Annotated in this window: 16 protein-coding genes and 1 tRNA gene; 13 read left to right on the top strand and 4 right to left on the bottom strand. The window is 75.6% G+C overall.

Translation table 11 applies throughout. The features are described 5' to 3' along the window. Nucleotides 1-46: 46 nt before the first annotated feature. Nucleotides 47-1,237, top strand: coding sequence for an acyl-CoA dehydrogenase (locus E1B22_RS09900; protein ID WP_135225517.1), 1,191 nt, complete (start codon nucleotides 47-49; stop codon nucleotides 1,235-1,237). 53 nt (nucleotides 1,238-1,290) lie between these two features. After that, nucleotides 1,291-1,956, top strand: a complete 666-nt coding sequence (locus E1B22_RS09895; RefSeq protein WP_167758907.1) for a TetR family transcriptional regulator — start codon at nucleotides 1,291-1,293, stop codon at nucleotides 1,954-1,956. A 125-nt stretch (nucleotides 1,957-2,081) separates the two neighbouring features. On the opposite strand, the gene E1B22_RS09890 is transcribed toward E1B22_RS09895, so the two are convergent. Together E1B22_RS09890 and E1B22_RS09885 are read right to left on the bottom strand one after the other, a co-directional pair. Then, nucleotides 2,082-2,768: a helix-turn-helix domain-containing protein gene (locus tag E1B22_RS09890; protein ID WP_135225515.1), complete on the bottom strand. Its 687-nt coding sequence runs from the start codon at nucleotides 2,766-2,768 to the stop codon at nucleotides 2,082-2,084. A gap of 134 nt (nucleotides 2,769-2,902) precedes the next feature. Next, a complete protein-coding gene (locus E1B22_RS09885; protein ID WP_135224609.1) occupies nucleotides 2,903-4,333 on the bottom strand; it encodes an ISLre2 family transposase in 1,431 nt (476 codons plus the stop codon). 139 nt (nucleotides 4,334-4,472) lie between these two features. Between E1B22_RS09885 and E1B22_RS09880 the strand changes: the two genes are divergently transcribed. Next, nucleotides 4,473-5,294 carry an NUDIX hydrolase gene (locus E1B22_RS09880; RefSeq protein ID WP_135225514.1) on the top strand — a complete coding sequence of 274 codons (822 nt, stop codon included), beginning with the start codon at nucleotides 4,473-4,475 and terminating at the stop codon, nucleotides 5,292-5,294. 250 nt (nucleotides 5,295-5,544) lie between these two features. Here the strand turns inward: E1B22_RS09880 and E1B22_RS09875 are convergent. Beyond that, nucleotides 5,545-5,622: transfer RNA gene (locus E1B22_RS09875), tRNA-Pro, on the bottom strand. A 282-nt stretch (nucleotides 5,623-5,904) separates the two neighbouring features. On the opposite strand from E1B22_RS09875, the gene selB reads away from it, so the two are divergent. Both selB and E1B22_RS09865 read left to right on the top strand, forming a co-directional pair. Next, the gene (gene selB / locus E1B22_RS09870; RefSeq protein WP_243123313.1) at nucleotides 5,905-8,022 is read left to right on the top strand and encodes a selenocysteine-specific translation elongation factor; all 2,118 of its coding nucleotides are present in this window, start codon (nucleotides 5,905-5,907) and stop codon (nucleotides 8,020-8,022) included. Between the two features lie 116 nt (nucleotides 8,023-8,138). After that, nucleotides 8,139-9,485, top strand: coding sequence for an MFS transporter (locus E1B22_RS09865; RefSeq protein ID WP_135225513.1), 1,347 nt, complete (start codon nucleotides 8,139-8,141; stop codon nucleotides 9,483-9,485). 7 nt (nucleotides 9,486-9,492) lie between these two features. On the opposite strand, the gene E1B22_RS09860 is transcribed toward E1B22_RS09865, so the two are convergent. Further along, nucleotides 9,493-9,933, bottom strand: coding sequence for a hypothetical protein (locus E1B22_RS09860; protein WP_243123312.1), 441 nt, complete (start codon nucleotides 9,931-9,933; stop codon nucleotides 9,493-9,495). 356 nt (nucleotides 9,934-10,289) lie between these two features. On the opposite strand from E1B22_RS09860, the gene secD reads away from it, so the two are divergent. The 8 genes from secD to hisS all read left to right on the top strand — a co-directional run bounded on the left by secD (nucleotide 10,290) and on the right by hisS (nucleotide 24,298). Further along, nucleotides 10,290-11,537: a protein translocase subunit SecD gene (secD, locus tag E1B22_RS09855; protein WP_135225512.1), complete on the top strand. Its 1,248-nt coding sequence runs from the start codon at nucleotides 10,290-10,292 to the stop codon at nucleotides 11,535-11,537. Continuing rightward, entirely contained in the window at nucleotides 11,534-12,421 is an 888-nt protein-coding gene (gene secF, locus E1B22_RS09850) for a protein translocase subunit SecF (protein ID WP_135225511.1), read from the top strand. Before secD ends, secF begins: the two co-directional genes overlap by 4 nt. A 145-nt stretch (nucleotides 12,422-12,566) precedes the next feature. Further along, on the top strand, nucleotides 12,567-14,858 hold the full coding sequence (locus E1B22_RS14125) for a hypothetical protein (RefSeq protein ID WP_371413499.1): 2,292 nt from the start codon (nucleotides 12,567-12,569) through the stop codon (nucleotides 14,856-14,858). Further along, entirely contained in the window at nucleotides 14,855-17,053 is a 2,199-nt protein-coding gene (locus E1B22_RS09840) for a VWA domain-containing protein (RefSeq protein ID WP_135225510.1), read from the top strand. The genes E1B22_RS14125 and E1B22_RS09840 overlap by 4 nt, the downstream gene beginning before the upstream one ends. Before the next feature lie 197 nt (nucleotides 17,054-17,250). After that, nucleotides 17,251-19,530 (top strand): single-stranded-DNA-specific exonuclease RecJ, encoded by a 2,280-nt coding sequence (recJ, locus tag E1B22_RS09835; protein ID WP_135225509.1) that lies wholly within the window; start codon nucleotides 17,251-17,253, stop codon nucleotides 19,528-19,530. Between the two features lie 52 nt (nucleotides 19,531-19,582). Further along, entirely contained in the window at nucleotides 19,583-21,790 is a 2,208-nt protein-coding gene (locus E1B22_RS09830; protein ID WP_135225508.1) for a bifunctional (p)ppGpp synthetase/guanosine-3',5'-bis(diphosphate) 3'-pyrophosphohydrolase, read from the top strand. A 312-nt stretch (nucleotides 21,791-22,102) separates the two neighbouring features. Next, nucleotides 22,103-22,558 (top strand): D-aminoacyl-tRNA deacylase, encoded by a 456-nt coding sequence (gene dtd, locus E1B22_RS09825; protein ID WP_135225507.1) that lies wholly within the window; start codon nucleotides 22,103-22,105, stop codon nucleotides 22,556-22,558. Nucleotides 22,559-22,879: 321 nt separating this feature from the next. Continuing rightward, nucleotides 22,880-24,298, top strand: coding sequence for a histidine--tRNA ligase (gene hisS / locus E1B22_RS09820; RefSeq protein WP_135225506.1), 1,419 nt, complete (start codon nucleotides 22,880-22,882; stop codon nucleotides 24,296-24,298). The last annotated feature ends 5 nt before the right edge of the window (nucleotides 24,299-24,303 follow it).

Below are 24,303 nucleotides of genomic sequence, written 5' to 3'. Positions count from 1 at the left end.
ATGGGCGTCGCGGGCGATGCGAGCCTGGCGTCGAGGAGGGCGGGCGATGGCGACACCTCCGTGGCTGCTGGATCCGACCTACGAGGAGATCCGCCGCGCGGTGCGCGAGTTCGCCCAGCGCGAGCTGGCGCCGCGGGCGGCCGCCTACGACGCGTCCGGCGAGTTCCCGTGGGAGAACGTGCGCCGGCTGGCGGAGCACGGCTACCTGGGGATGATGATCCCCGAGGAGTACGGCGGCGGGGGCATGGACACGCTGGCCCACGCCATCTGCCTGGAAGAGGTGGCCCGGGCGTGTGCCGCCACGGCCGTGGTCATGGACGTGCACAACAGCCTGGTCGGCGAGCTGATCAACCGCTGGGCCAGCGCGGCGATGAAGGCCCGTTGGCTCCCGGTCCTGGCCCGGGGGGACCGGCTGGGGGCCTTCTGCCTGACGGAGCCCGACGCCGGCTCCGACGCCGCCGCCTTGAAGACCACGGCCGTCCGCGACGGCGACCACTACGTGCTCCACGGACGCAAGACCTTCATCTCCAACGGCGGCGTGGCGGAGATCTACGTGGTGTTCGCGGTGACCGACCCGGCCGCCGGCTCCCGCGGCATCAGCGCCTTCCTGGTGGAGAAGGGCACCCCCGGCCTCTCCTTCGGGAAGCCGTTCAAGAAGATGGGCATCCGCGCCTCCGCCACCACCGACGTGATCCTCGAGCTGGTGAGGGTGCCCGCCGAGAACCTGATCGGCCAGGAGGGGCAGGGGTACAAGATCGCCCTGGCCACCCTGGACAACGGCCGGGTCGGCATCGGCGCCCAGGCCGTGGGCATCGCCCAGGCCGCCCTCGACCGCGCCGTGGCCTATGCCAGCCAGCGCAAGCAATTCGGCCGGCCCATCGCCAGCTTCCAGGGCATCCAGTTCAAGCTGGCCGACATGGCCACGGCGATCGAGGCCGCGCGCCTCTTGGTCTACCGGGCGGCCGTGCTCTACGACCAGAGCGTGCGCACCGGCCGGCGCGCCAGCAAGGAGATCGCCATGGCGAAGTTGTTCGCCTCGGAGGTGGCCATGCGGGTCACCACCGAGGCGGTCCAGATCCACGGCGGCTACGGCTACCTGCAGGACTTCGAGGTCGAGCGCCTGATGCGGGACGCCAAGATCACCCAGATCTACGAGGGGACGTCCGAGGTGCAGCGCATGGTGATCGCCCGCGCCCTGCTGGCCGAAGCCGGCCAGGCGGTGGAAGCGGCGGTATGAGGGGCGGGGCCTCGGAGGCGTCCACCCGGGGCGGGCGGGGACGGCCTGGTCCCATGGCTGCACCGACGGTGAACCCGGGTCACCGGCGCGGTGCCGTCCGTACGCCGGTGGCCGCCCGGATCCGCGAGGCCGCGGCGGAGCTCTTCGCCCGCCAGGGGTTTCGCGGCACCGGCCTGCGCCAGGTGGCGGCGGCCGCCGGGGTGGCCGTGGGGACCGTCTATGCCCATTACCGGGACAAGGCGGCGTTGTTGCGCTCGGTGGCGGAAGAACAGGCCGCCGTCATCGGCCGTCGGCTGGCGCCCGTCCACCTGACGCCCGGGCGCCCGGCGGCGGAGCGGTGGGCGGCCTTTCGCGACGTGCTGCGCGATGCGCTCCCCTGGCTCGCCTGCGAGGCGGAGGCCGGCGCGGCCGTGGCGCGCGGAGCGGGCCAGCGGGGGGAAGACCGGCAGGGTCCCGTCACCGCCGCCCTTCACCAGGGACTGGCGCGCCTGCTGCTGGAAGGGGCCCGTCGCGGCGAGGTGGAGCTGCCGCACCTGCGGCCGGACGCGGGCCGGCCGGCGCTGCCGGCGGCAGCGGTGGAGGCTGCGGCGGGTGACGCCGCGGCGGCCGTGCTGGCGGCCGCCTTGGGCCTGTGGGAACGCGGTCGCGCGGACGATCTCGACTGGCTGTGGTGGGGCCTCGCCGCCCGCGGCCCGCGGCAGCACGAGGGGACGCGGTGACGCGGCCGGCGGAGCTCCCGGGCTTCGACCCGCGGTGGTGGGATCCCGCGGGACCCGCAGGCACGGGGCAGCCGCCGTTCGGCGGGCGCCGCCGGCCGAAGTCGCCCCGGCGACCTGCGGGCGGATCAGAGGCCCCGGGTCATCCCGGTGAGGACCTGGTGCAGCACCCAGTAGTCGGTCGGGGTGAAGGGACGGCGCCCGTGCCAGGTGATGGCGGCCAGGGACCGGATGTCCGCCTCGGGGACCTCAGGGTGCTCCTGCCAGAAGACCCGCAGCGCCCAGGGCAGGGTCTCGGGATCGAGGGCGCCGGGGCCCGGCGCCGGTTGGGATTCGGTGGGCTGGGGACGAGGGGTCGCGGCGCGTGCAGGCTGCGGCTGGCGGTAGGTGGCGGACGTCCCGCGGACGACGCCGGCAGAACCCGGGGGCTCGGCGGACGCAGCGGCGAGGGCGATGGCGTCCTCCGGCGGCGGCTGGGGGCTGGCTGCGTCGGTCCCCGGTGTCGGGCGATTGGCGGTGCCCTCGGCGGCGGGCGCGGCGGGTCCGCTTGGCGCGGGGCCTGACGGAGCAGGGGCCCCGGCGGCAGCACGCGCGGGTGGCGCCGTCGGCCCGATGGCCGCTGGTCCGACCAGATCGGCCAGTCCGACGCCAAGGGCTGCCGCGACGCGAAGGACCACGTCCACCGAGGGCTTGCGGTCGGGGTCGTTCTCCAGCTGGGAGAGGTAGGCCTTCGACACCCCCGAGCGGCGTGCCAGGTCGCGCAGGCTGATGCCCCGCTGCCGGCGCAGCTCCCGGATCCGCTTGCCAACCTCCACCGGGCTCACCTCGGCGGTTGCCAGCCGGCAGGCTCGTCTAACATTATACCATGAGGTCCATCCATCCTTTGGATCGCCAACCAGCCGCGGTCCGTGTCACGTTCCGGTGGGTGCCCCCAGCGGTGAATCGGCTGTCAAGCCACCGGTGCGTGGACATGGGCCAGGTCGCGCAGCACCTGAACCCAGGGTTTGGTCGCATGCGGCCCGGTGAGCGCTGGGATGCGGGCACGCAGCCAACGGGCTGGGTCCTCCTCGAGCTGGCGCATCACGCGCTGAACGGCCTGGCGTGTCGCCTGCCGCACGCCGGGCGAAATCTGCAGGGGCCGGCCGCCGAGGACCGCGCGCCAGTGGGGGTCCACGCGTTCGCTCAAGAGCCGCGCCAAGTGGTCGGCGCCGCGTTCACTCCAACGCGCCCCATGCCGTTTCATCCGTCGCGCAAGGACGTGAAAGACCTCCGCTTCGATCGCCCCCAGCCGCGGCGCTTCCCCAGAAGCCACAATCCCGTCCCAGTGCTCCCGCAAGTAGCCGCGCAGCCGCAACAAGCGCTCCCGCGCCGGACCACGCCGCCCCCGTAGCGTCTGGCGAAGCGCCGACTCCACGCCCGCCCAATCCCCCGCTTCGATGGCCCGGCACACCTGGGCGTACGTCTCCTCGGAAGGCGATAACGCCTCCCGCAGGGCTCGCCGCAGGTGGAACGGATCCAGCCGGTAACACGCGCGGGGGAAGTACTGCAACCCCTGCTTGACCCAATGCGCCCCATCGCCTCCGAGGTAACAAGCCTGGACCGCGCTCAGATCCCAGTGCGTCCCCCAATAGGCGCTCGCCTGCTCCCAAAAGGCCGTCCCCGGCATCACCCCCGCCACGACCCGCCGCTCCCGCAGCGCTTGCCGGTTCGAACCCACGGCTTGCTTGCCTTCGTACGCGACCCCCAGCTTCAACACCACCGGTTGCCCTCGACCCCGCAGATAAACCTCGTCCGCTTCGGCATGCAGCTCGACGCTCCGGCGCCGGCCTTCCGGCACCTGGCCCTCCACGAACACCGACCGCCGTAGCCGCTCCGCCGCCTCCTTCAACCGGCGCCCCGCCCGTTGGGACGCCCGCCACACCGTCATCGCCCGCGCCGGTGCCTGCCCCGCCGTCAACTCCCGCAGGACCGCCGCCGCTCGGTGATACGGCATCTCCGTCGCGAGCCGCCGGCACAGCGCTTCCAGCCGCGGCGACAGTCGCCGCCGCGATTCCAAGCCCAGTGCTTCATCCAGCAAGAACACACCCTGGCCCGTCGCCCGGTCCCGGTAGTAACGTCGCTTCACCTGCAACTCGCCCAGCGGCGTGTCCAGGACCCGCTCCCGCGTATCCAGGCACTCATATCGGCTCGGGTCCCGCTCCTGCATCAGTCGCTCATCGATCCCGGCCAACACCCACTCCAGCAGCCGCAGTGTCAGCCGGCCGCTGAGCCGCTGAACGGCTTCCTCCAGTTCGCCAAACGATCGGTCCTCCGTCACCAGCTCCGCCAGTTCCCGCAATGTCTGGAGGAAAAGTTCGCGCACAGCGTGTATGCTGAGCATGGGGCCTCACCCTCCGACTGCCGCTGGGGAAGCCGTCCCGATGCAGGGACAGCCTCCGGGTGAGGCCTTTTCTATTTGCCTCGACCCTCACCTACCGAAACGTTACACGGACCCAGCCGCGGGTAGGAGGGGATCGACGATGATCGAGCGCCATGCCGCCGGCGGCGTGGTGTACCGGCGCGCCGGGACCCCGGCCTGGCCGATCGCCACGGGATCGGCGGCCTCGGACCCGGACGCGGCCTCCAGGGGGGACGAACCCGGCGGATCCGGCCCCGCCGTCGAGGTCTTGATGATCCTGGACGCCTACGGGCACTGGGCGCTGCCCAAGGGCGGCATCGAGCCAGGGGAGACGCCGGAGGCCGCAGCCCTGCGCGAGATCCGGGAGGAGACGGGGATCGTCGGCGCCATCGAGGCGCCGCTCCCCTCGGTGCGGTACCGGTTCCGCGACGGCGAGGAGGAGGTGGAGAAGACCGTCCACTACTTCCTCGTCCGCGCGCTGAACGGGGGATTGCGGGTCCAGCGCGAGGAGCTGCGGGACGCGGCGTGGCTGTCGCTGGACGAGGCGATCCGGCGCTGCACCTACGAGAACCTGGTGCCGACGCTGGAGGCGGCGCGGCAGGCCATCGCGGCGCAGCGGACCGCCGCCGAGGGGGCACGGGACGCCGCTGCGGCCCAGGAGGGCGCCGCGTCGGGCGCGGCGGAGGCCACGCCGGACCGGGCGACGGGCGAGCCGACCGGAGGCTCGGGGGCGGCCGGGGATGATGCGGCGGAAGGCGACGGTGCCGATGCGCCGGCCCCGGCACCGGCGGTCGCCGCCGATGCGGCCGCGCCGGGCGGCAGGGAAGGCCGGGCAGCCGACGCTTCGCCGGCGGACGACCGGTCGCCCGCGGACCCCGGGGGGAGTAGCGGGCAGGCGACGGCGGAGACCGATGCCTCCACCGCCCCGGCCCCTCCGCGCTGAGGAGCTGCGCAGCGACGACCGCCGCGCCACCGGCGGGGGCGGCGCCGGCCGGCTTGGCGAACGGCCGCTGGCGCCGCGGCGGGGCGCAACCCCCCAGGACGGGACGGCCCGACCGGCACCGCGCGATGCGGTGCCGGTCGGGCCGTCCCGTCGTCACCCAATTCTGCGACTTGCGACATCAACGGCCTCGCGGGGGTCGGACCCGCGAGGCCCTGCGGCGGTGCCGGTGGGACGCGTCCACCGGCGCAGGTGGTCGGGCCGGCCGGATTTGAACCGGCGACCTCCACGTCCCGAACGTGGCGCGCTAACCAAGCTGCGCTACGGCCCGCAGCGATGGCGAACGAACGCCGTCTTGACGCCCCGGCGCGCACGGCCGGGACGACCGCGGCCCCCGCCGCCGGGACGCCGCCGACCGCGACGCCCCGCGGCCCCGCCGGCGGAGCGGGAGGCAGCCCCGCAGCGGCCGACGGTCGAGGCGCGCGAACCGCAACTGGCATTATAGTGGCGGGGATGCGCCCTGTCAACGAAACGGGCGGTGGGCCGTCCGGGCACGGGCGTGCCATGCGCAGGGGCGCGCCATGAGGCAGGAGGCGACGGAGGCGATGGTGCGATGAACGGGCCGAGCGACAGCGCGTCCCCCGGCGCGGGGAAGGGCGGCGGGATGACCGCGCCCCGGTCTGGTGCCGCCGCCGGGGAGGCCGGCACTACGGCGGCCTCCGCGCCCGCGGGGCCGCCGCCCCTGGTGATCGGCACCGCGGGCCACGTGGACCACGGCAAGACCACCCTGGTCCGCGCCCTGACCGGCGTCGACACCGACCGCCTGCAGGAGGAGAAGCGGCGCGGCATCTCCATCGACCTGGGCTTCGCGCCCTTCCGCCTGCCCAGCGGCCGCCCGGCCGCCATCGTCGACGTCCCCGGCCACGAGCGGTTCGTCCACAACATGGCCGCCGGCGTCCACGGGATGGACCTGGTGCTGCTGGTGGTCGCGGCGGACGAGGGCGTGATGCCGCAGACCGTCGAGCACCTGGACATCCTGCAGCTGCTGGGCGTCCGGCACGGCCTAGTGGTGCTGACCAAGGTGGATCTGGTGGACGACCCGGCATGGCTCGACCTCGTGGAGGAGGACGTGCGGGCCCACCTCCGGGACACCTTCCTCGCCGAGGCGCCGGTGGTCCGGGTGGCGCCGCCGACGGGCCAGGGCCTCGATCGGCTGCTGACGGCCCTGGAGGACGCGGCGCGACGGGTGCCGGGCCGGGATGCCGACGGCCTCCTGCGGCTGCCCATCGATCGCGCCTTCACCCTCCCCGGCTTCGGTCCCGTGGTCACCGGGACCCTGGTGGCAGGGAGGGTGCGGGTCGGCGACCGGGTCGAGGTGCAGCCCGGAGGGATGACCGCGCGCATCCGGCACCTCCAGGTCCACGGTCGCGAGGTGGAGGAGGCCGTGGCCGGTCAGCGGGTGGCGGCCAACCTGGTCGGCGTGGACCATCAGGCGCTGCACCGCGGGCAGGTCCTGGTTCGTCCCGGCACCTTGGAGGCCACCCGGTGGCTGGCGGTACGCCTCCAGTGGCTGCCCCGCGCGCCCTGGCCCCTGCGCCACCAGGAGCGGGTGCGGGTCCACGCCGGCGCCGCCGAGGTGCTGGGCCGCGTGCGCCTCTTGGAGCCGGTGCGTCCCTGGCAGCCGGGCGAGGCGGGCTGGGCGCTGATCCGCCTGGAGGAACCCCTGGTCGTCGCGCCCGGCGACCGGTTCGTCGTGCGCACCTACTCGCCGGCGCGCACCGCCGGGGGCGGCGTCGTGGCCGACGTGGGCCGGGTCTGGTCGCGGCGCCACGCGCCGGGCCGGTGGCTGGTCGCCTTCCTCGCCGACGACCCGGCCGACGGCTTGACGGCCCGCCTGGAGCGGGCCGGGCTGCCGCGCCCCGCCACCGCCCTGGCCCGGGAGCTGGGTCAGCCCATGCGGCGCATCGAGCAGGCCCTCGCCCGCGCCGAGGCGGCGGGGCGCGTCCGCTCCTTGCCCGGCGGCCACTGGGTGGCCGCGCCCGCGGCCGAGGCCCTGGCCCGGCACGCGCGCGCCGCCCTGGAGCGTCACCACCGGGAACGCCCGCTGGAGGCCGGCATGAGCCGCGACGCCCTGCTGCATGCCCTCTGGCGTGCGGCCCGGGGCGCCGCGGATGCGCGAACCGGCGACCGGCCCGTGCCGGAGGCCGAGGCGAGGGCGGGGCTGCAGGCGCTCTTGGAGACGTGGATCGCCGCCGGCGTGCTGGCCGCCGACGACGACCGGCTGCGTCTGCCCGATTGGGAACCCGGCGGGACGGCCGCCGCCCGCCAGCACCTCGAGCGGCTCGCCGCCGTCTATCGGCAGGGCGGGCTGGCTCCGCCGGCCAGCGCCGAGGAGGCCGCGGCGGCGGCCGGCGTCCCCGTCGCCGACGCGCTGGGGCTGCTGAGCATCCTGGAGCGGCAGGGTCGGGTGGTGCGCGTGGACACCGGCTTGTGGTTCACGCCCGAGGCGCTGGTCGACGCCTGGCGGCGCCTGGTGGCGCTGGAGCGGCAGGTCGGGCCCTTCACCGTCGCCCAGGCGCGGGACGCGCTGGGCGTGACGCGCAAGTGGGCGCTGCCCCTCCTGGAGTACTTCGACCGCCGCCGCTGGACGCGGCGCGAGGGCGACCTGCGACGGGTGGTCGGCGGCCCTGACGATGAGCCCGGAGATGAAGATGGGACCCGATCCAGGTAGGAAGTCCCTGGGTCGACATCGAATGGCAACGGTGCCGCCGACCCAGAGGAACCGAGTGCCAGGACCCGCGCGGAGAGACGGGCGGCGGCCCTTCGGCGGAGGAAGGAGCGTCGGCCTTGGGTCGTGGAGGGGAGGCGCCCCGTGGCCGCGCGCCGCGCGGCGACGCCGGCGAGCCCGCTGCGAACGCCGTGAAGTCCTACGGGTTCTTCGAGCTGCTGCAGCGGTTCGAGGCCTACCGGCGGTACTGGTTGGCGATGGCGGTGTCCTGGGCGGGCGACCGGCTCAACGCCGTCGCGCTGGCCACCCTGGTGCTGGACCGCTTCCCCCAGCAGCCCATGGCCATCGGCCTCGTCCTGATGGCCCAGCACCTGCCCCAGGCGGTGCTGGGGCTTTTGGCCGGCGCGCTGGCCGATCGCTGGCCGCGGCGCACGGTGATGGTGGTCAGCGACCTGGTCCGCGCCGTCGCCGTGCTGCTGGTGCCGTGGGCGACGGAGCTCTGGCAGGTGTACCTGGCGGCCCTGGTGGTGGGTACCGCCAGCACCTTCTTCTTCCCGGCGTGGCGCAGCACGCTGCCGGCGGTGGTGAGCCGCGATGCCCTGCCGGAGGCCAACGCCTACCACTCGGCGACCCGCTCCTTCATCGACATCCTGGCCCCGGTGGGCGCCACCGCGCTGATCGCCGCCGGGCGCGCCCTGCATCCGGTGCTGTACATGGCGCCGGCCTTCTGGCTGGACGCGCTCTCCTACCTGGTCTCGGCCTGGCAGCTGGCCCACCTGCCCCTGGACGAGGCTGCCCTGGGAGGCCTGTGGCCCGCGACCCGCGGCCTGGCCGGGGTGGGCAGGGACGTGCTGGTCGGCCTTCGCTACCACCGGCAGAACCGCACGGTGTGGGCCCTCCTCCTGCTGATGGGCAGCTTCGCGTGGGGCGCCAACGGTGCCAACGCCCTGTTGCAGAAGGCCGTCCCCATGCTGCTGGGGGTGCCGCCCGAGCGGTGGGGCGTGCTGTTGGCCGCCATGGGCGTCGGCATGATCGCGGGGAACGCCGTCGTCGCCCGCCGGGGCAAGGTCTGGCCCCGCCACGTCGTCATCGGCGTGGGGTACCTGGGTGCCTGGCTGGCCCTGGTGATCCTCGCCGGGACGCGGGACTTCACCGTCGCGTTGGCGACCTACGTGCTGATGGGCGTCAGCAATGCCGCCTTCCTCGCCCCCCAGGTGGCCTGGGTCCAGGAGGCCACCGATCCCGCCTACCTCGGGCGCGTGGAGGCGACCCGCAATGCGGTGATCTACGTCGGGATGACGGTCAGCCCCTTGCTGGCGGGGTGGCTGGAGCAGGCCCTGGGGTCCCTCCCGGGCGCCATGGGAGCGATCTCGGTGCTGTTCCTGGTCCCCGCCGTGCTGTCCTTCACCCATCCCGCCCTGCGCCGGCCGGCGTCCGCGGCGGCGCGGGCGACGACCGGCGCCTGATGGGTGCCTACACCCGTCCGCCGTGGCGGCGCACGATGGCGGCTGCCCGCTGCCGACTCTGGCCGTCGGCCAGCGGCACCACCAGCAGGTACGGCATGGCGCCGACCAGTTCGTCGTCGGCGAGGCCGCTGACGGTGGGGTCCATGGCCGCCAGCGCGCGGCGGTCGCGATCCATGGCGCCGGTCAGGGTCTCGGGGACCGGCTGGTCCGTCAGGTCGCCGCGTTCTTCCCGCACCGGTTCCAGCCGGTCGATCTGCACGTCCCGGTAGCCGGCCTCCTTCAGGGCCTCCGCGGCCCGCTGGGCGCCGTCCACGTCCCGAAAGGTGGCGAACAGGGCCGGTTGCTGGAACGAAGGCTGGCGCCCGGCGGGGGCGGCCGGCGCGGACGACGCCCGGCGTGTCGGCCCGGGGGACGGTCCGCGTCCCTCCCGATCCTCCTGCGGTGGCATGGGTGGTCTACCTCCTCGCCCTGACGATCTCTCCCCGGACGGCCGCCGCGGCGGGTCGGCGCCCGGGCCTGGAGGGCGGTTCCCGCGCCGCGGCCGTTGTCCGTCCTCAGTGTGTCCCCTGACGGCGCCGGCCTCGCACCGGCCCGGACGGCCGGCGGGAGGGTGCGCCGCGGCCTCCCCCCACGGCCCACGGCCCGGTGGTATAATCGCCTTCGGGTTCCGCGCCCCAGGGTGCGGGGACGGTCGCACCGTCAACGGCGGACGGCGGGACGCGGCCACCGGTGGGTGCCGGCGGGGGCCGCTCTTTTTTGAGCCCTTGTGGCGGACGGGAACCGTCGAGGAGGAGGGGCGGCGGCATGCGCGGGCGCCGCAGGACGCGGGCGGTGCTGACCCTGATCCTCAGCCTGGCGCTTTTGGGGGGCATCGCCGCCTGGACGCTCTTGGACTTTCGGCTGCAGGACCGCATCAACCGCGGCCTCGACCTGGCCGGAGGGGTGCGGGTGGTCCTCCAGGGGGTGGACAAGCCCGGCAACCCGGTGACGCGGGAGAAGATCGACGACGCGGTGGAGATCATCCGCAACCGTGTAGACGCCCTGGGCGTGGCCGAGCCGGTGATCCAGCGGCAGGGCGAGGACCGCATCGTGGTCGAGCTGGCCGGCGTGGACGATCCGCAGGAGGCCATCGAGACCATCGGGCGCACGGCGCGCCTGGAGTTCCGCGGCCCCGACGGCAGCGTGGTGGTGACCGGCGACCAGCTGGTGGCCGGGGGCATTCAGGTGGCGGCCGACCAGGCTGGTCGCCCCGTGGTCCAGCTGCAGTTCAACGCCGAGGGGACCGAAACGTTCGCCGAGGCGACGCGAAAGTTCTTCGGCCAGCCCATCTTCATCGTGCTGGACGAGCAGGTGATCTCGGCGCCCGAGGTTCATGCCGTGATCACCAACGGCCGGGCGGAGATCACCGGCATCCCCACCTTCGAGGAGGCCCAGCGCCTGGCCGTGGCCCTGCGCTACGGCGCCCTGCCGGTGGACCTGCAGATCGTCGAGAACCGCACCGTCTCGGCGACGCTGGGGGCCGATTCGCTGGCGCGCAGCGTCCAGGCGCTGGTGGTCGGCGCCGCTGCGGTGGCCGGCTTCATGGTGGTCGTCTACCGGATCCCGGGGTTCTGGGCCGTGGTGGCCCTGGGCGTCTACCTCTTGCTGACCGCCGCGGCCCTCTACGGTCTCGACGCCACGCTGACCCTGCCCGGCATCGCCGGGTTCGTCATGTCGGTCGGCATGGCGGTGGACGCCAACGTGCTGATCTACGAGCGCATCAAGGACGAGCTCAGGGCGGGCAAGACCATCCGGGCGGCCCTGGAGGCGGGGTTCCGTAACGCCTTCTCCGCGATCCTGGACTCCAACCTGACCACCCTGATCGCGGTCGCCGTGCTCTACGGCCTGGGCACCGGCCCGGTGCGAGGCTTCGCCGTCACCCTGGCCGTCGGCGTGGTCGCCAGCATGTTCACCGCCATCACCCTGACCCGGTTCTTCCTGCGGAACCTGGTGGACGCGGAGCTCTTCCGGCAGCCCAGCCGGCTGTTCGGCGTGCGGGGTGGGGCGCGGTGAAGGGGTTCTCGTTCGTCCGCACCCGGGGCGTGGCCTTCGCCCTCAGCCTGCTCCTGCTGGCGGCGGGCATGATCGCCTGGGCCGTGCGCGGCCTCAACTACAACGTGGAGTTCACCGGCGGCGCCGCCTGGACCCTGCGCTTCGAGCGGACCGTGACCGCGGGCGCGGTGCGGTCCGTCCTGGCGGAGCAGGGCGTGGAGGACGCCGTCGTCCAGCTCAGCGAGGGCGACCGGGTGGCGCTGCTGCGCACGCCCGCCGTGGACCAGGCCACCCAGCAGCGGGTCCTCCGCGCCCTGGAGGAGCGGCTCGGCCCGGTCCGGCTCGAGCAGTTCGACAGCATCAGCCCCGCCATCGGCCGGGAGATCCGCGAGAGGGGCATCCTGGCCCTGGCCCTGGCCACGGTGGGGATGGTCGTCTACATGACGATCCGGTTCGAGTTCTGGTTCGCCGTGGCGGCCATCCTGGCCATGCTGCACGACGTCTTCATGGTGGTCGGCCTGTTCGCCCTGCTGCAGTGGCAGGTGGACTCGTCCTTCATCGCGGCGCTGCTGACCGTGTTCGGCTACTCCATCAACGACACCGTGGTGGTGTTCGACCGCATCCGCGAGAACCTGCGCCTGCGCCGCAAGGAGCCCCTGGACCAGCTGGTGGACCGCTCCATCCGGCAGGTGCTGCGTCGCTCGCTGCTGACCGGCACCACGACCCTGCTCGCCCTGGCGGCGGTCTTCGCCTTCGGCGGCGAGACGATCCGCGCCTTCGCCGGCGCGCTGTTCTTCGGCATCCTCTTCGGGACCTACTCCTCGATCTTCGTCGCCAGCCCCCTCTGGTACGTGCTGCGCCAGCGGGCCGCCCGGCGGCGCGCGGCGGCGCGGGCGGTGGACTGAAGGAGCACCCCCATCCCACGGGGACGGAAGAACCCGGCTGCCACCGGGCCCTGGGCCCGGTGGTTTTTTTGCGAGGGGGGCGGCCAGACTAACCTGCGCCGCCGGTTCTCCGGCCGGGCGCCCGCGCGGGGAATCCGGACGGAGGATGCGGGTCCGCGGCGGGATGGCGGCCCGGGGCGGGGCCCCGCCGCGATGCGCGCCGGGGCCCGCGGCGCCCGGCCCGGGACGCTCCGGCGGGCCATGGGATGGCGACCGCCGGGTGGGCTCGCGGCGCGGCGGCCGGGCGGACGGACCCCGGGGACGGTCAATCCGGGCGGGGGTGGGGCCGCATGCAGGAGTACGGGTCGCTGATCCGGCACGAGGGGAACCGCCAGCTCTTCGAGGCCGTGGAGATGTCCATCATCGCCCAGCTCTGGGGCGAGCCGCTGCACCTGCATGCCGAGGGGGTGCGGGGGACCGGCAAGACCACCATCCTCCGCGCCGCGCGCCGCATCCTGCCGCGCATCCAGCGGATCCGCGGTTGCCCGTACAACTGCGATCCGCGCGCCCCCCACTGCCCCCTGCACGCCCACTGGGACCCCGAGCGGATCGCCGCCCACGGCACCGAGTGGATCCCGATGCCCTTCCGCGAGATCTCGCCGTCGGCCAAGGTGGGCACCGTCATCGGCAGCCTGGACCTGGCACGGTTGACCGACGGCCAGCGGCCCGAGGCGGCGCTGCTGCCGGGCACCCTGGCCCAGGCGCACCGCGGCATCGTGCTGGTGGACGAGATCAACCGCCTGGCCGACGTGGCCCCGGAGCTGGCGGACTGCCTGCTGGACGTGATGGGCACCAAGCCCGGGCGGCTGCAGATCGAGGAGACGGGCCTGCCCCCGGTGGAGATCCCCGTGCGGGTGGCGGTGTGGGCGGCCTCCAACCCCGACGAGGAGCCGGGGCCGCTGGAGGAGATCCGCCGCCAGCTGTCGGACCGCTTCGACCTGGTGCTGGACGTGCGCCGCCCGGGCGAACCGTGGCTGGTCAAGCGCATCCTCCTCCTCGGCGAAGCCCGGGCCCGGGCGGCGGCGGAGGCCGCGGTCCCGCCGCCGGCCCCCGCCGCCGACGGGCCGTCGGCCGGGGCTGCCAGCGGATGCCCGACGGGGGCGCCGCCGCCCGGGCCCGGGGGCGCGCGCCCGGGGGACCAGCGGTCGCCCGGCGCCGGTCTCGCGCGACCGGCGGGCGTGACGGCGACAGCCGCCGCCTTGGGCGACGGCGGCGACCCCGCGGGGGGCCGGCGGTCGCGGAGGCCGCCGGGGCGGGAGCGGGCGACGGCCGGCCGGCGGGGCGGGCCGGGGCGACGGGCGCTGCGCCGGTACCGGGGGGTGACGGGCGGACGGACCGCGTGGCGGCCGCGGATGCCCGAGCCCTGCCGGGATGGCAGGGTCGACCGGGAGGCGTGCCGGCCGAGGACTCCGGGCCGGCGGACGGGCGCGGGGGCCCGCTCGAGAAGCCGCCGGCCACGGAGACGCGGTCCGGGGACGGGGCCGACGGGTGGGACCGGCGGTGGTGGGAGGCGGCCCGGCGGCGGCCCCAGTTCCCGGAGCCCCTGCTGGAGCTGCTGGCCGAGGTCTACGTCCAGTTCCGCCTGGAGAGCCTGCGCGCCCTGGAGGCGTGGCGCCACGCGGCCGCCCTCTACGCCGCCCGCGCGGGTCGGCGCCGGGTGCGGCGGGAGGATCTCCTGGAGGTGGCGCCCGCCGTCCTCCGCCACCGCGTGGAGGCCGGGGCGCTGGGGGAGGTCTTGGAGTTTCTGAGCCGCGACGGCAGCGGCGGGGCCGGCGCCCCGGGCGCCGACGATGCGGTCGGGGATCCGGCCGCCGGCGAGCCGGCGACCTGGCCCACCGGGGCCGCCGGCTGGGGTGCCGTCCCCGGCGGCGGGGCCGTGACGTCGGCCGGGGCGGCCGGCGTTCCGGGTCCAGGCCATGCCGCGGCGCAGCCTGCGGCACGGTCCGCGGCGGGCCGCTCCGGGGAGCCGACGGGCCCGGATGGGGGGACGGCCGGGGTTTGGGGCCGGCTGCGGGACATGCTGGCCCGGGCCGCCCGGCCGGCGGCCGGCGGCCCGGGCCGCGCCACCCCGGGGTGCACCGGCTCGGCCGCGGGTCCCGCCGGCGGCGGGACCCGCGGCGAGGGCTCGGCCCCCCCGGGGCCCGTGGGCCCCGGGGGGGCCGGTTCCGCCCTGGTCGGCCCGGGTCCGGCCGGCACCGCCTCGCCCGCCACGGCCGAGACCGGCGCGGGCCCGTGGCGACCGGGCGCCGACGGCACCCCCATGGGCACGGACCCGGTCCGGCCGGGCGCCGGGACCGCGCGTCCCGGCGCCCGGCCGGGGACCACCCCGCCCCGCCGCGCCCGGCCGCTGCTCGAGCTGACGCGGGACCGGGCCCTCCGGTCCTGGGGCCCCCAGTGACCCCGGGGATCGCGGGCATCGAACGCCTCACCGAGCGGCTGGGCCGGCAGGCCGACCTGACCGCGCGCCTCCTCGAGTCGCTGGCCCGGGGCGCGGCGGGCATCGGCGAGGCCGCCGTCGCCAGCACCTGCGTGCACCTGCTGGTGGTGGGCCGCCCGGGCGTCGTCCAGGTGCTGCGGGATGCCGACGCGGGCCGGGTCTTCTACGGGCGGTCCCGCCCCGGCCAGGTGCTCCACGTGGACGTCTTCCACGCCGACGGCGAGGTGGACCACCGCCTGGTGGCGCGCAACCTGGCCCGCGCCGCCCGGATCTTCGCCCGCGATGCCGGCGCCCACCGCGTGGCGGGCCTGGCGGTGGAACGCATCCCCGATCTCGTCGACCTGCAGACGGGCACCGGCGGCGGCCGCGCCTCCGGCTCCCTGATCTACGGCCGGCGGCTCTCCCTGCGCCTAGCCCACCGCAACCACGTCCACCTGGCCATCGGCCTCCCCCGCGCCCTGTGGGGCTTCGCGATCTACGCCGTGGCCGCCGCCGAGGAGGCGGTCCTCGCCGCCGGTCTGGAGCTGCGCCGCGTCGAGACGGTGGAGGTGGTAGCCGGGCGAGGCGGCGCCCCCCTGGACCTCAGCGACTACGAGACCGCCTCGGACTCGCTGCTAAGGGAGGACGGGCGGCCGGGTGCCACCCCGGGCGGCCGGCCCGGTGCGACCGGGGGCGAGCCCGGTACCGCCGGTCGCCCCGGGCCTGCCGGGGACGGCGCCGACGGCCATGCCCCCGGCTCCGGGGAGCTGGGGCGGGGCCCGATGGGACGGGGGGTCGACCCCGACGCCGCCGGGCTGGAGATCGATGCGCGGCAGGGGATCGCAAGCCGCCTGGGCCTTGGCCGCCGGCGCTCGGGGCCGGTGCTGCCCCCGCCCCATCCCGTGGATCCCGTGGGGGAGGGCTTCGGGGTCCGCAGCGGGGAGGTGTCGCGGCCGGCGCCCCGCCGGGGCGGCCACGCCGAACCCGAGGGCCCCGCGCCCGCTGCCGCACCCGCTGCCGGTTCGTCCGCTGGGGACCCCGAGGGGGCGGCCGACGCCGACGGGATGGGCGACCTGCCGGCCGCGGGCGCAGGGGAGGCCGTCCGGCACCAGCTGCTGGCCCGCTCGCTGGGGTGGCTGCGCGAGACGGGCATCGACCTGGCGGCGGCGCTGCTGGAGCGCCTGGAGCGAGGCGCGGCATGGCGCGACCTGCAGCTGCCCGGCGCCAGCTACGAGGAGCTGCGCCGCTGGCTGAACCAACTCCGAGAGGCGGGGTTGGTGGAGCGGGAGGGGGAGCAGTACCGGTTGACCGCCCGGGGCCGGCAGCTGCTGGGCCTGCTCCTGGACGAGCCGGCCGCCGTGCGCACCGCCTTGCGGCGGCTGTTGCGCGTCCGTCCGACGCGACCGGATGCGCGGCCGGGCCACGGCCGGGTGACGGTCTACGACGACGAGCGCGGCCGCCACGTGCGGCGGCGCGCGGTGCGCCCCTGGCAACCGGGTGCCGGGGGCGACGGGCTGGCCGTGGCCGAGTCCGTGCTGGCCGCCCTGGTGCGGGGCGGGCTCCCGCTGCGGCTCCAGGCCTGCGATCTGCGTCTCCACCGCCGCGTGCGCCGGCATCCCGTGGACGTGGGCCTGGTGCTGGATGCCAGCGCCAGCATGGCGGGCAGCCGCATCCGGGCGGCCAAGGACCTGGCGCACCAGCTCCTGGTCACCACCCGCGACCGGGTGGCGGTGATCACCTTCCAGGAGCGCATGGTCCAAGTCCAGGTCCCGCTGACCCGCAACACCGTCCGCGTCGAGCGGGGACTCGGCCAGATCCAGCCCTACGGGTTGACCCCCCTGGCCCAGGGTCTGGAGGTGGCCGCCAGCTACCTGCGCCAGGCCCGGGCCCGCAACCCGCTGTTGGTGCTGATCACCGACGGCATCCCGACGGTGCCCTACCGGACCGCCAACCCGCTGGAGGACGCCGTCCAGGTCGCGCGCCAGCTGGGGCAGGGGCGGTTCGGTCGCATCGCCTTCACCTGCATCGGCCTGCAGCCCAACGAGCGGTATCTCCGGGAACTGGTCGGGGCGGCGGGCGGTCGGCTGTACGTGGTGGACGAGCTGGAGCGCGACACCCTGGTCTCCATCGTCCACCGCGAGCGGGCCCAGCGCAAGGAGCGCGTCCGCGGCGTCTAGCAGTGGCGACCAGCGCTGCCGCGACGCAGGAAACCCCCTCCCCCTGTCGAAGGCCTCCACCCTGTGGAGGCGATGGACGTGTCGGGACCCCACGAATCGGCACCCGGTGCGCACGGCCGGGTGCCGTCTCGCGCCGGACCCCGGGGCCTGGGGGACGGGATCCGGTGGCGGCAGGGCAGGCGGGGGGGATCCGTGGGATGAGGCCGCCGCTCCTGGGCCGGCGGTGGCGGGTGCGCCCGGCGTCGGCGCAGGCGGCGGCCCGGCTGGCCCAGGCCCTGGGCATCACGCCCCTCACGGCGCGGGTTCTGGCCGCCCGGGGCTTCGCCGACGCGTCCCAGGCCCGGCAGCTGCTCCAGGGCGGCCCGCCGCTGCGGGACCCCTTCCGGCTGCCGGACATGGAGGCGGCGGTGGATCGCATCCGCCGCGCCCTGGCCCGCGGCGAGGGCATCCTCGTCGTCGGCGACTACGACGCCGACGGCGTCGCGGCGGCCGCCTTGCTGTACCGCGGCCTGCGACGCCTCGAGCCGGCGGCCCGGGTCGAGGTCTACATCCCCGACCGGCTGCGGGAGGGCTATGGCGTGCCCGGCGGCGCCCTGGACGTCGCGGACGCCGTCGGTGCCACGCTGCTGATCACCGTGGACAACGGCATCGCCGCCCACGGTCCCCTGGCGGAGGCGCGGCGCCGGGGCATCGACACCATCGTCACCGATCACCACCAGGTGCAGGGCGACCTGCCGCCGGCGCTGGCGGTGGTCAACCCCCATCGTCCGGACAGCGAGTATCCCTGGCGGGGCCTGTGTGGCACAGGCGTGGTGTTCAAGCTGCTCCAGGCGCTGGTGGGGGACGAACCGGCCCCGTCCGAATGGTGGCAGCTGGCCGCCGTGGCCACGGTGGCCGACGTGGTGCCCCTCCAGGACGAGAACCGCACCCTGGTCCAGCGGGGACTGGAGGAACTGGCCGCCAGCCCCCTGCCCGGCCTGGCGGCGCTGGCCGAGGCGGCGGGGCTCTCCGACACCCGCCTGGACGCCCACGGCGTGGCCTTCATCCTGGCGCCGCGGCTCAACGCCGCCGGTCGCATGGGATCGGCGTCCCAGGCCTTCGAGCTGCTGGCCACCGACTCGAGGACCCGCGCCCGCGCCCTGGCGCTAGCCGTCGAGCAGCTGAACCGGCTGCGCCGCCAGCAGGAGGAGCTGGCCCTCGGCCAGGCCCTGGCCCGGCTGGAGCGGGGGGAGGGGCTGATCGGCGGCGAGGTCATCGCCCTGGCCGACCCCCGCTGGCACCAGGGCGTCCTGGGCATCGTGGCGTCGCGGCTGGTGGACGTCTTCCACCGGCCTGCGCTGGTGGGTCGCCGCGAGGGGGATCGCATCACCGGTTCGGGCCGCAGCATCGCCGGGTTCCACCTGTTCCGGGCGCTCGAGGCGTGCGCCGAGCTCTTCGACCGGTTCGGCGGCCACGCCCAGGCGGCCGGCTTCACCCTGCCCGCAGCGCGATGGGGCGATCTCGGCCAGCGACTGGCGGCGGAGGCCCGCGCCCACCTGGCGCCGGAGGACCGGGTGCCGCTGCTGGAGGTGGACGCCGTGGCGCGCCCGGACGAGGTGACCGTGGCCGCCGTCCGCGAGCTGGAGCGATTGGCCCCCTTCGGCGAGGGCCATCCCGAGCCGGTGATCGCCCTGGTGGACCTCGGACCCGTGGCGGCGCGCCCCGTGGGCGAGGAGGGCGAGCACCTGCGCCTGGAGTGGGCAGGCGGATCCGCGGTGGCCTTCGGACTCGGTGCCCTGGCCGAGCGCGTCCGGCGGGTGGGGCGGGTGGAGGTGGCCGTCCGCCCGCGGGTCGGCACCTTCCGCGGGGAGGAACGGGTCGACCTACACGTCGCCGACGTGCGGCCGGCCGCGGCCCAGCGCGCGGCCTGGCTGGCCGCGGAGGTGGAGCGCCGCCGCCGCTGGACGGCGGAGCTCTACCCGGATCGCGGGATGCTGACCCGCGTGTACGCGGCGCTGGAGCGGGTGGCGGCGACAGGCGGCGGTGCGGCGGGGGGCCGTGGGAGGGGGCCGGTGGGCGGGCCCGTGGTCCCCGGCGACCTGGCGGCCGTGGTGGATGCCCTGGCCCGCCACCTGCCGGGGTGGCCCCGGCATACGGTGCGCGCGGCGGTGGAGATCCTGCGCGAGGCGGGCGTGCTGACGCCCGTGGACGCCAGCGAGCGGGCCTGGGCGCTGGCCCCGCGGGGCCGGCGCGCCTTCGACCTCAACCACAGCCCGCGCTACCGCACAGGGATGGCCCGCCGCCGCCTGCTGGACGGGGTGGCGGCGGCCCTGGCGGCGGGCCGCTGGGCCGAGGCGGAGCGCGGGCTGGCCCATCCCCTGGCCTTGCCCCTGCCGCCGAGCTACAATGAAGTGATAAGACGCCGCAGCGGAGACGCCGGCGCCGGGACCCGGCCCGGCCCCGCGGGGGGCACCGCCGCCGGCACGGCCGGCGGCTGAGAGGCAGGCCCCCGACGGCAACGAGCGCACGCGGGAAGGGGGTGTCTGGCCCGTGGCGGTGGAGCTGCAGCCATCCATCACGCCCGATGCCCTGTTGGAGCGGGCGGGGCGCTACCTGGGCGCGGAGGAGCTGGAGTGGCTGCGCCGCGCCTTCGAGTTCAGCAAGGCGGCCCATCACGGCCAGAAGCGCGCCTCGGGTCAGGACTTCATCGAGCACCCCCTGGCCGTGGCGCTGATCCTGGCCGATCTGGAGCTCGACGCCGCCACCCTGGTGGCCGCCCTGCTCCACGACACGGTGGAGGACACGCCCGTGACCCTGGAGCAGGTGGAGCGGGAGTTCGGGCCGGAGGTGGCGCTGCTGGTCGACGGGGTGACCAAGCTCAACCGGATCGAGTGGCGCACCCGCCTGGAGGAACAGGCGGAGAACCTGCGCAAGATGTTCCTCGCCATGGCGCGGGACATCCGCGTCGTGCTGATCAAGCTCGCCGACCGGCTGCACAACATGCGGACGCTGTCGGTGGTGCCGCGGGAGAAGCAGATCGCCAAGTCCCGCGAGACCCTGGAGATCTTCGCGCCGCTGGCCCACCGGCTGGGGATGTCCCAGATCCAGTGCGAGCTGGAGGACCTGGCGCTGCGCTATCTGGAGCCCGAGCACTACCGGGAGCTGGCGGAGCGCATCCCGCGCAAGCGGGCCGAGCGCGAGGCGCTGGCCCAGGTGATCATCGCCACCTTGAAGGCGCGCCTGGCCGAGGCCGGCATCCGGGCGGACATCCAGGGAAGGGCGAAGCACTTCTACAGCATCTACCGCAAGATGTACGAGCAGGGCAAGGACCTGTCCCAGATCTACGACCTCATCGCCGTGCGGGTCATCGTCGACACGGTGAAGGACTGCTACGGGGCCCTGGGCGTGGTCCACACCATCTGGCGGCCGCTGCCCGGCCGCTTCAAGGACTACATCGCCACGCCGAAGTCCAACATGTACCAGTCCCTGCACACCACGGTCATCGGCCCCCAGGGCGAGCCCTTCGAGATCCAGATCCGCACGTGGGACATGCACCGCACCGCCGAGTACGGCATCGCCGCCCACTGGCGGTACAAGGAGCGGGGCCGCACCGACAAGGACTTCGACGCCAAGCTGGCCTGGCTGCGCCAGATCCTGGAGTGGCAGAACGACCTGGGCGACGCCCGGGAGTTCATGGAGTCGCTCAAGATCGACGTCTTCTCCGACGAGGTCTTCGTCTTCACGCCCAAGGGGGACGTGATCGACCTGCCGGCGGGTTCGACGCCGGTGGACTTCGCCTATCGCATCCACACCGAGATCGGCCATCACTGCGTGGGCGCCAAGGTCAACGGCCGCATCGTGCCCCTGGACTACCGGCTGAAGAACGGCGACATCGTCGAGATCCTGACGAACAAGCAATCCGGCGGCCCCTCCGCCGACTGGCTGCAGTTCGTCCGCACCTCCACGGCCCGCAGCCGCATCCGCCAATGGCTCAAGAAGCAGCGGCGGGACGAGAACCTGGAGCGCGGGCGCCTCATGCTGGAGCACGAGCTCAGGGCCCACGGCCTGCCCGTGCGGGAGGTCTGGCGCAAGGACTGGCTGGACGAGGTGGCCGGCCGGTACAACCTGCCCGACGGCGAGGAGCTGTTGGTCGCCATCGGCTACGGTGGCGTGGCGGCCGGCCAGGTGGCGGGCCGGTTGCGGGAGCTCTACCGGCGGCAGCAGGCCCGCGACGCGGCGGAGGGCGGGGCGGCGCCGCCGGATCCGGCGGCGGAGGACGCGGACCGACGCGGTGGCACGCCCGCGGCCCGGGCCGGCGTGCGGGTGGACGGCCTTGACCACGTCCTGGTCCGGTTCTCCCGCTGCTGCAATCCCGTGCCCGGCGACCCCATCGTCGGATACGTGACCCGAGGGCGAGGGGTCTCGATCCACCGGGCCGATTGCACTATGCTCAAGGCGAGCCCGGAGGCCGACCGGCGGCTGATCGACGTCAGCTGGGACCAGGTGGCCGGGCAGGCGTTCCCGGTGGCGGTCGAGATCTCCTGCTACGACCGGGTCGGCCTGCTCTCGGACATCACCGCGGTGGTGGCCGACACCCGCCGCAACATCCTGGCCGCCCGGACGCGCACCCACAAGGACGGGACCGCCACCATCGACCTGGTGGTGGAGGTCCAGAACCTGGAGCAGTTCGACCAGCTGCGGCGCCAGCTGGAACGGGTCCGGGACGTGATCCGGGTGGAGCGGGTGGCCAGCCGGTAGCCCTGCGCGTCCCGTCCGGCCGGGGTCGCCGCCGGCGGATGGCCGGGGGCGGGACGGCGGGCGGATCGGGCAGCATGGCGCCGGGCCGCCGTGCCGGGCGGTGGCGGCCCGGGCCGGGGGCGCGGATCGGTCGGCGGTAGGGGCGGCGGGAGCCGCGGGCCGCGCCGGTCGCCCTCCGGCGCAAGGCGAGGGCCGGGCGATGCCGCGACGCGAGCCGCCCGAGGCGGGCGGGCCCGCGGGGCGGCACGGCCGCGGCCGGCGGGGCGGCGGGGACGGCGAGGGAAGGCATCCGGTGCGGGACGGAGGTCGGGCATGCGGGCCGTGATCCAGCGGGTGGCCCGGGCGTCGGTGCGCACCGCCGGGCAAGCCCCTCGCACCATCGGTCGAGGGGTTGTTGTTTTGCTCGGGGTGGAGCGGGGCGACGGGCCGGCGGACGTGGAGTGGATGGCGGAGAAGATCGCCCACCTGCGGATCTTCCCCGGGGAGGGCGATGCCGCCGGGCGGCACTTCGAGCGCTCGGTCCGCGAGGTGGCGGGCGCGGTGCTGCTGATCTCCCAGTTCACCCTGCTGGGCGACTGTCGCCGGGGCCGGCGGCCCTCCTTCACCGCCGCGGCGCCACCTGCGGAGGCCGAGCCGCTCTACGAGGCGGTGGCGGCGGCCCTGGCCGCGCGGGGGCTGGCCGTCCAGACGGGCTGGTTCGGGGCGGACATGCAGGTGGAACTGGTCAACGACGGGCCCGTCACCCTCTGGCTGGACAGTCGGGGCTAGGCCGGGGCGGGGCGCCCCCTGCCGCGGGCCGGCAGGACGCTTCGGCGCTTCCGCCCGCGGGGCGGACGGCAGCCGGCGCCCCGGGCGTGGCCTGGGCGCGGGGCGCGGACGGCATCCCGGGCAGGCCCGGGACGGGGGCGGGAGCGGGGGCGCCGCCGGATCGCGCCGGTTCGTCCGCCGGTCGCCGGATCGCCGCGGTGCCGACCGCCCGGCTCCGCACGGGGCGCCGGGGGCGTGAGCCGGCGCCGGCTCGCCGACGACCCCGCCGGTTCCGGCTGCCAGGTGGCCCGGGACAAGCCGTCGAGGTGGGGAGGGAAGGCCTTGGAGCGCGTCCAGCGTCCCCGCGGGACGTACGACGTCACCCCCCTGGAGGCGCCGCGCTGGCAGGCCCTCGAGGCCCGGATCCGCGACGTGGCGCGGCGGTTCGGCTTCGGGGAGCTGCGGACGCCGGTCCTGGAGGCGCGGGAGCTCTTCCAGCGCACCGTGGGGGAGACCACGGACATCGTTCAGAAGGAGATGTACGTGCTGACGCCGCCGGGCAGCGATCGGCAACTGGTGCTGCGGCCCGAGGGGACGGCGGCCGCCGTGCGCGCGTACCTGGAGAACGGGCTCCACAACGGTCCCCAACCGGTGAAGCTCTACTACATCCAGCCGATGTTCCGCCACGAGCGGCCCCAGGCGGGGCGGTACCGCCAGCACGTCCAGTTCGGGGTGGAGGTCTTCGGTGCCGGCGAGGCGACGGCCGACGCGGAGATCATCGCGCTGGCCGTGACCCTCTTCGCCGAGCTCGGCCTGGAGGGGCTGGCGGTGCACCTCAATAGCATCGGTTGCCCCGTCTGTCGCCCCCGCTACCGGCAGGCGCTGCTGGAGTACTATCGCCCGCGGGCGGCGCGACTGTGCGCCGACTGCCGCGCCCGGCTGGAGTCCAACCCCCTGCGGCTGCTGGACTGCAAGGTGCCGGAGGACCAGCCCCACAAGGCGGGCGCGCCGCGGACGGTGGACTACCTGTGCGAGGCCTGCCGGGCCCACTTCGAGGCGCTCCAGGGTGCGCTGGACGCCCTGGGCATCGCATACCGACTGGACCCCGGCCTGGTGCGGGGGCTGGACTACTACACCCGCACCGTCTTCGAGATCCGCTACGGCGGCCTGGGGGCCCAGGACACCGTCTGCGGCGGCGGTCGCTACGACGGCTTGATCGAGCTCCTGGGGGGACCGCCGACGCCGGGCGTGGGATTCGGCATGGGCCTCGAGCGCCTGCTGCTCACGCTGGAGGCGGTGGGGCGCCTGCCGGGGACGCCGCCGGCGCTGGACGCCTACGTGGCCGTGACGGGGGCCGTGCCGCGGACCCGGGCGCTGCGCCTGGTGCAGGACCTGCGGCGCGCGGGTCTGGGCGTCGACATGGATCACGTGGGGCGGAGCCTCAAGGCCCAGCTGCGGGCGGCGGGGCGGCTGGGGGCGCGCCACGTGGTGATCCTGGGGGATGCGGAGTGGGCCGCGGGCCAGGCCACGGTCCGGCACATGGCCAGCGGGACCCAGCGGCAGGTCGCCCTGGCGGAGCTGGCCGGATTCCTGCAGGCGGCGTCGGGGGCCGGCGGCGCGGAGGCCGCGGCTGCGTCCCCGGTCGCCTCCCGGGGGTCGTCCGGCCGCGGGGCGACGGGGGACGCCCCGCCGGCGGCCGCCGGCCGCCGGGATGCGGCCGCGGGGACCGGCAGCGGCGCGGCGGAGGTGGAGGGGGAATGAGCGGC

It is taken from the genome of Thermaerobacter sp. FW80 (assembly GCF_004634385.1).
GTDB lineage: Bacteria > Bacillota > Sulfobacillia > Thermaerobacterales > Thermaerobacteraceae > Thermaerobacter > Thermaerobacter composti.
The sequence above is the reverse complement of the archived record's forward strand: the minus strand, read 5'-3'. Positions and strand labels throughout refer to the sequence as shown.

Bases quoted from the DNA above. Each gene is read 5' to 3' on its own strand.
- E1B22_RS09900 (WP_135225517.1), top strand. From the start codon at position 47: ATGGCGACACCTCCGTGGCTGCTGGATCCGACCTACGAGGAGATCCGC.
- E1B22_RS09895 (WP_167758907.1), top strand. From the start codon at position 1,291: ATGGCTGCACCGACGGTGAACCCGGGTCACCGGCGCGGTGCCGTCCGT.
- E1B22_RS09885 (WP_135224609.1), bottom strand. From the start codon at position 4,333: ATGCTCAGCATACACGCTGTGCGCGAACTTTTCCTCCAGACATTGCGG.
- E1B22_RS09880 (WP_135225514.1), top strand. From the start codon at position 4,473: ATGATCGAGCGCCATGCCGCCGGCGGCGTGGTGTACCGGCGCGCCGGG.
- selB (WP_243123313.1), top strand. From the start codon at position 5,905: ATGAACGGGCCGAGCGACAGCGCGTCCCCCGGCGCGGGGAAGGGCGGC.
- E1B22_RS09860 (WP_243123312.1), bottom strand. From the start codon at position 9,933: ATGCCACCGCAGGAGGATCGGGAGGGACGCGGACCGTCCCCCGGGCCG.
- secD (WP_135225512.1), top strand. From the start codon at position 10,290: ATGCGCGGGCGCCGCAGGACGCGGGCGGTGCTGACCCTGATCCTCAGC.
- E1B22_RS14125 (WP_371413499.1), top strand. From the start codon at position 12,567: ATGCGGGTCCGCGGCGGGATGGCGGCCCGGGGCGGGGCCCCGCCGCGA.
- recJ (WP_135225509.1), top strand. From the start codon at position 17,251: ATGAGGCCGCCGCTCCTGGGCCGGCGGTGGCGGGTGCGCCCGGCGTCG.
- dtd (WP_135225507.1), top strand. From the start codon at position 22,103: ATGCGGGCCGTGATCCAGCGGGTGGCCCGGGCGTCGGTGCGCACCGCC.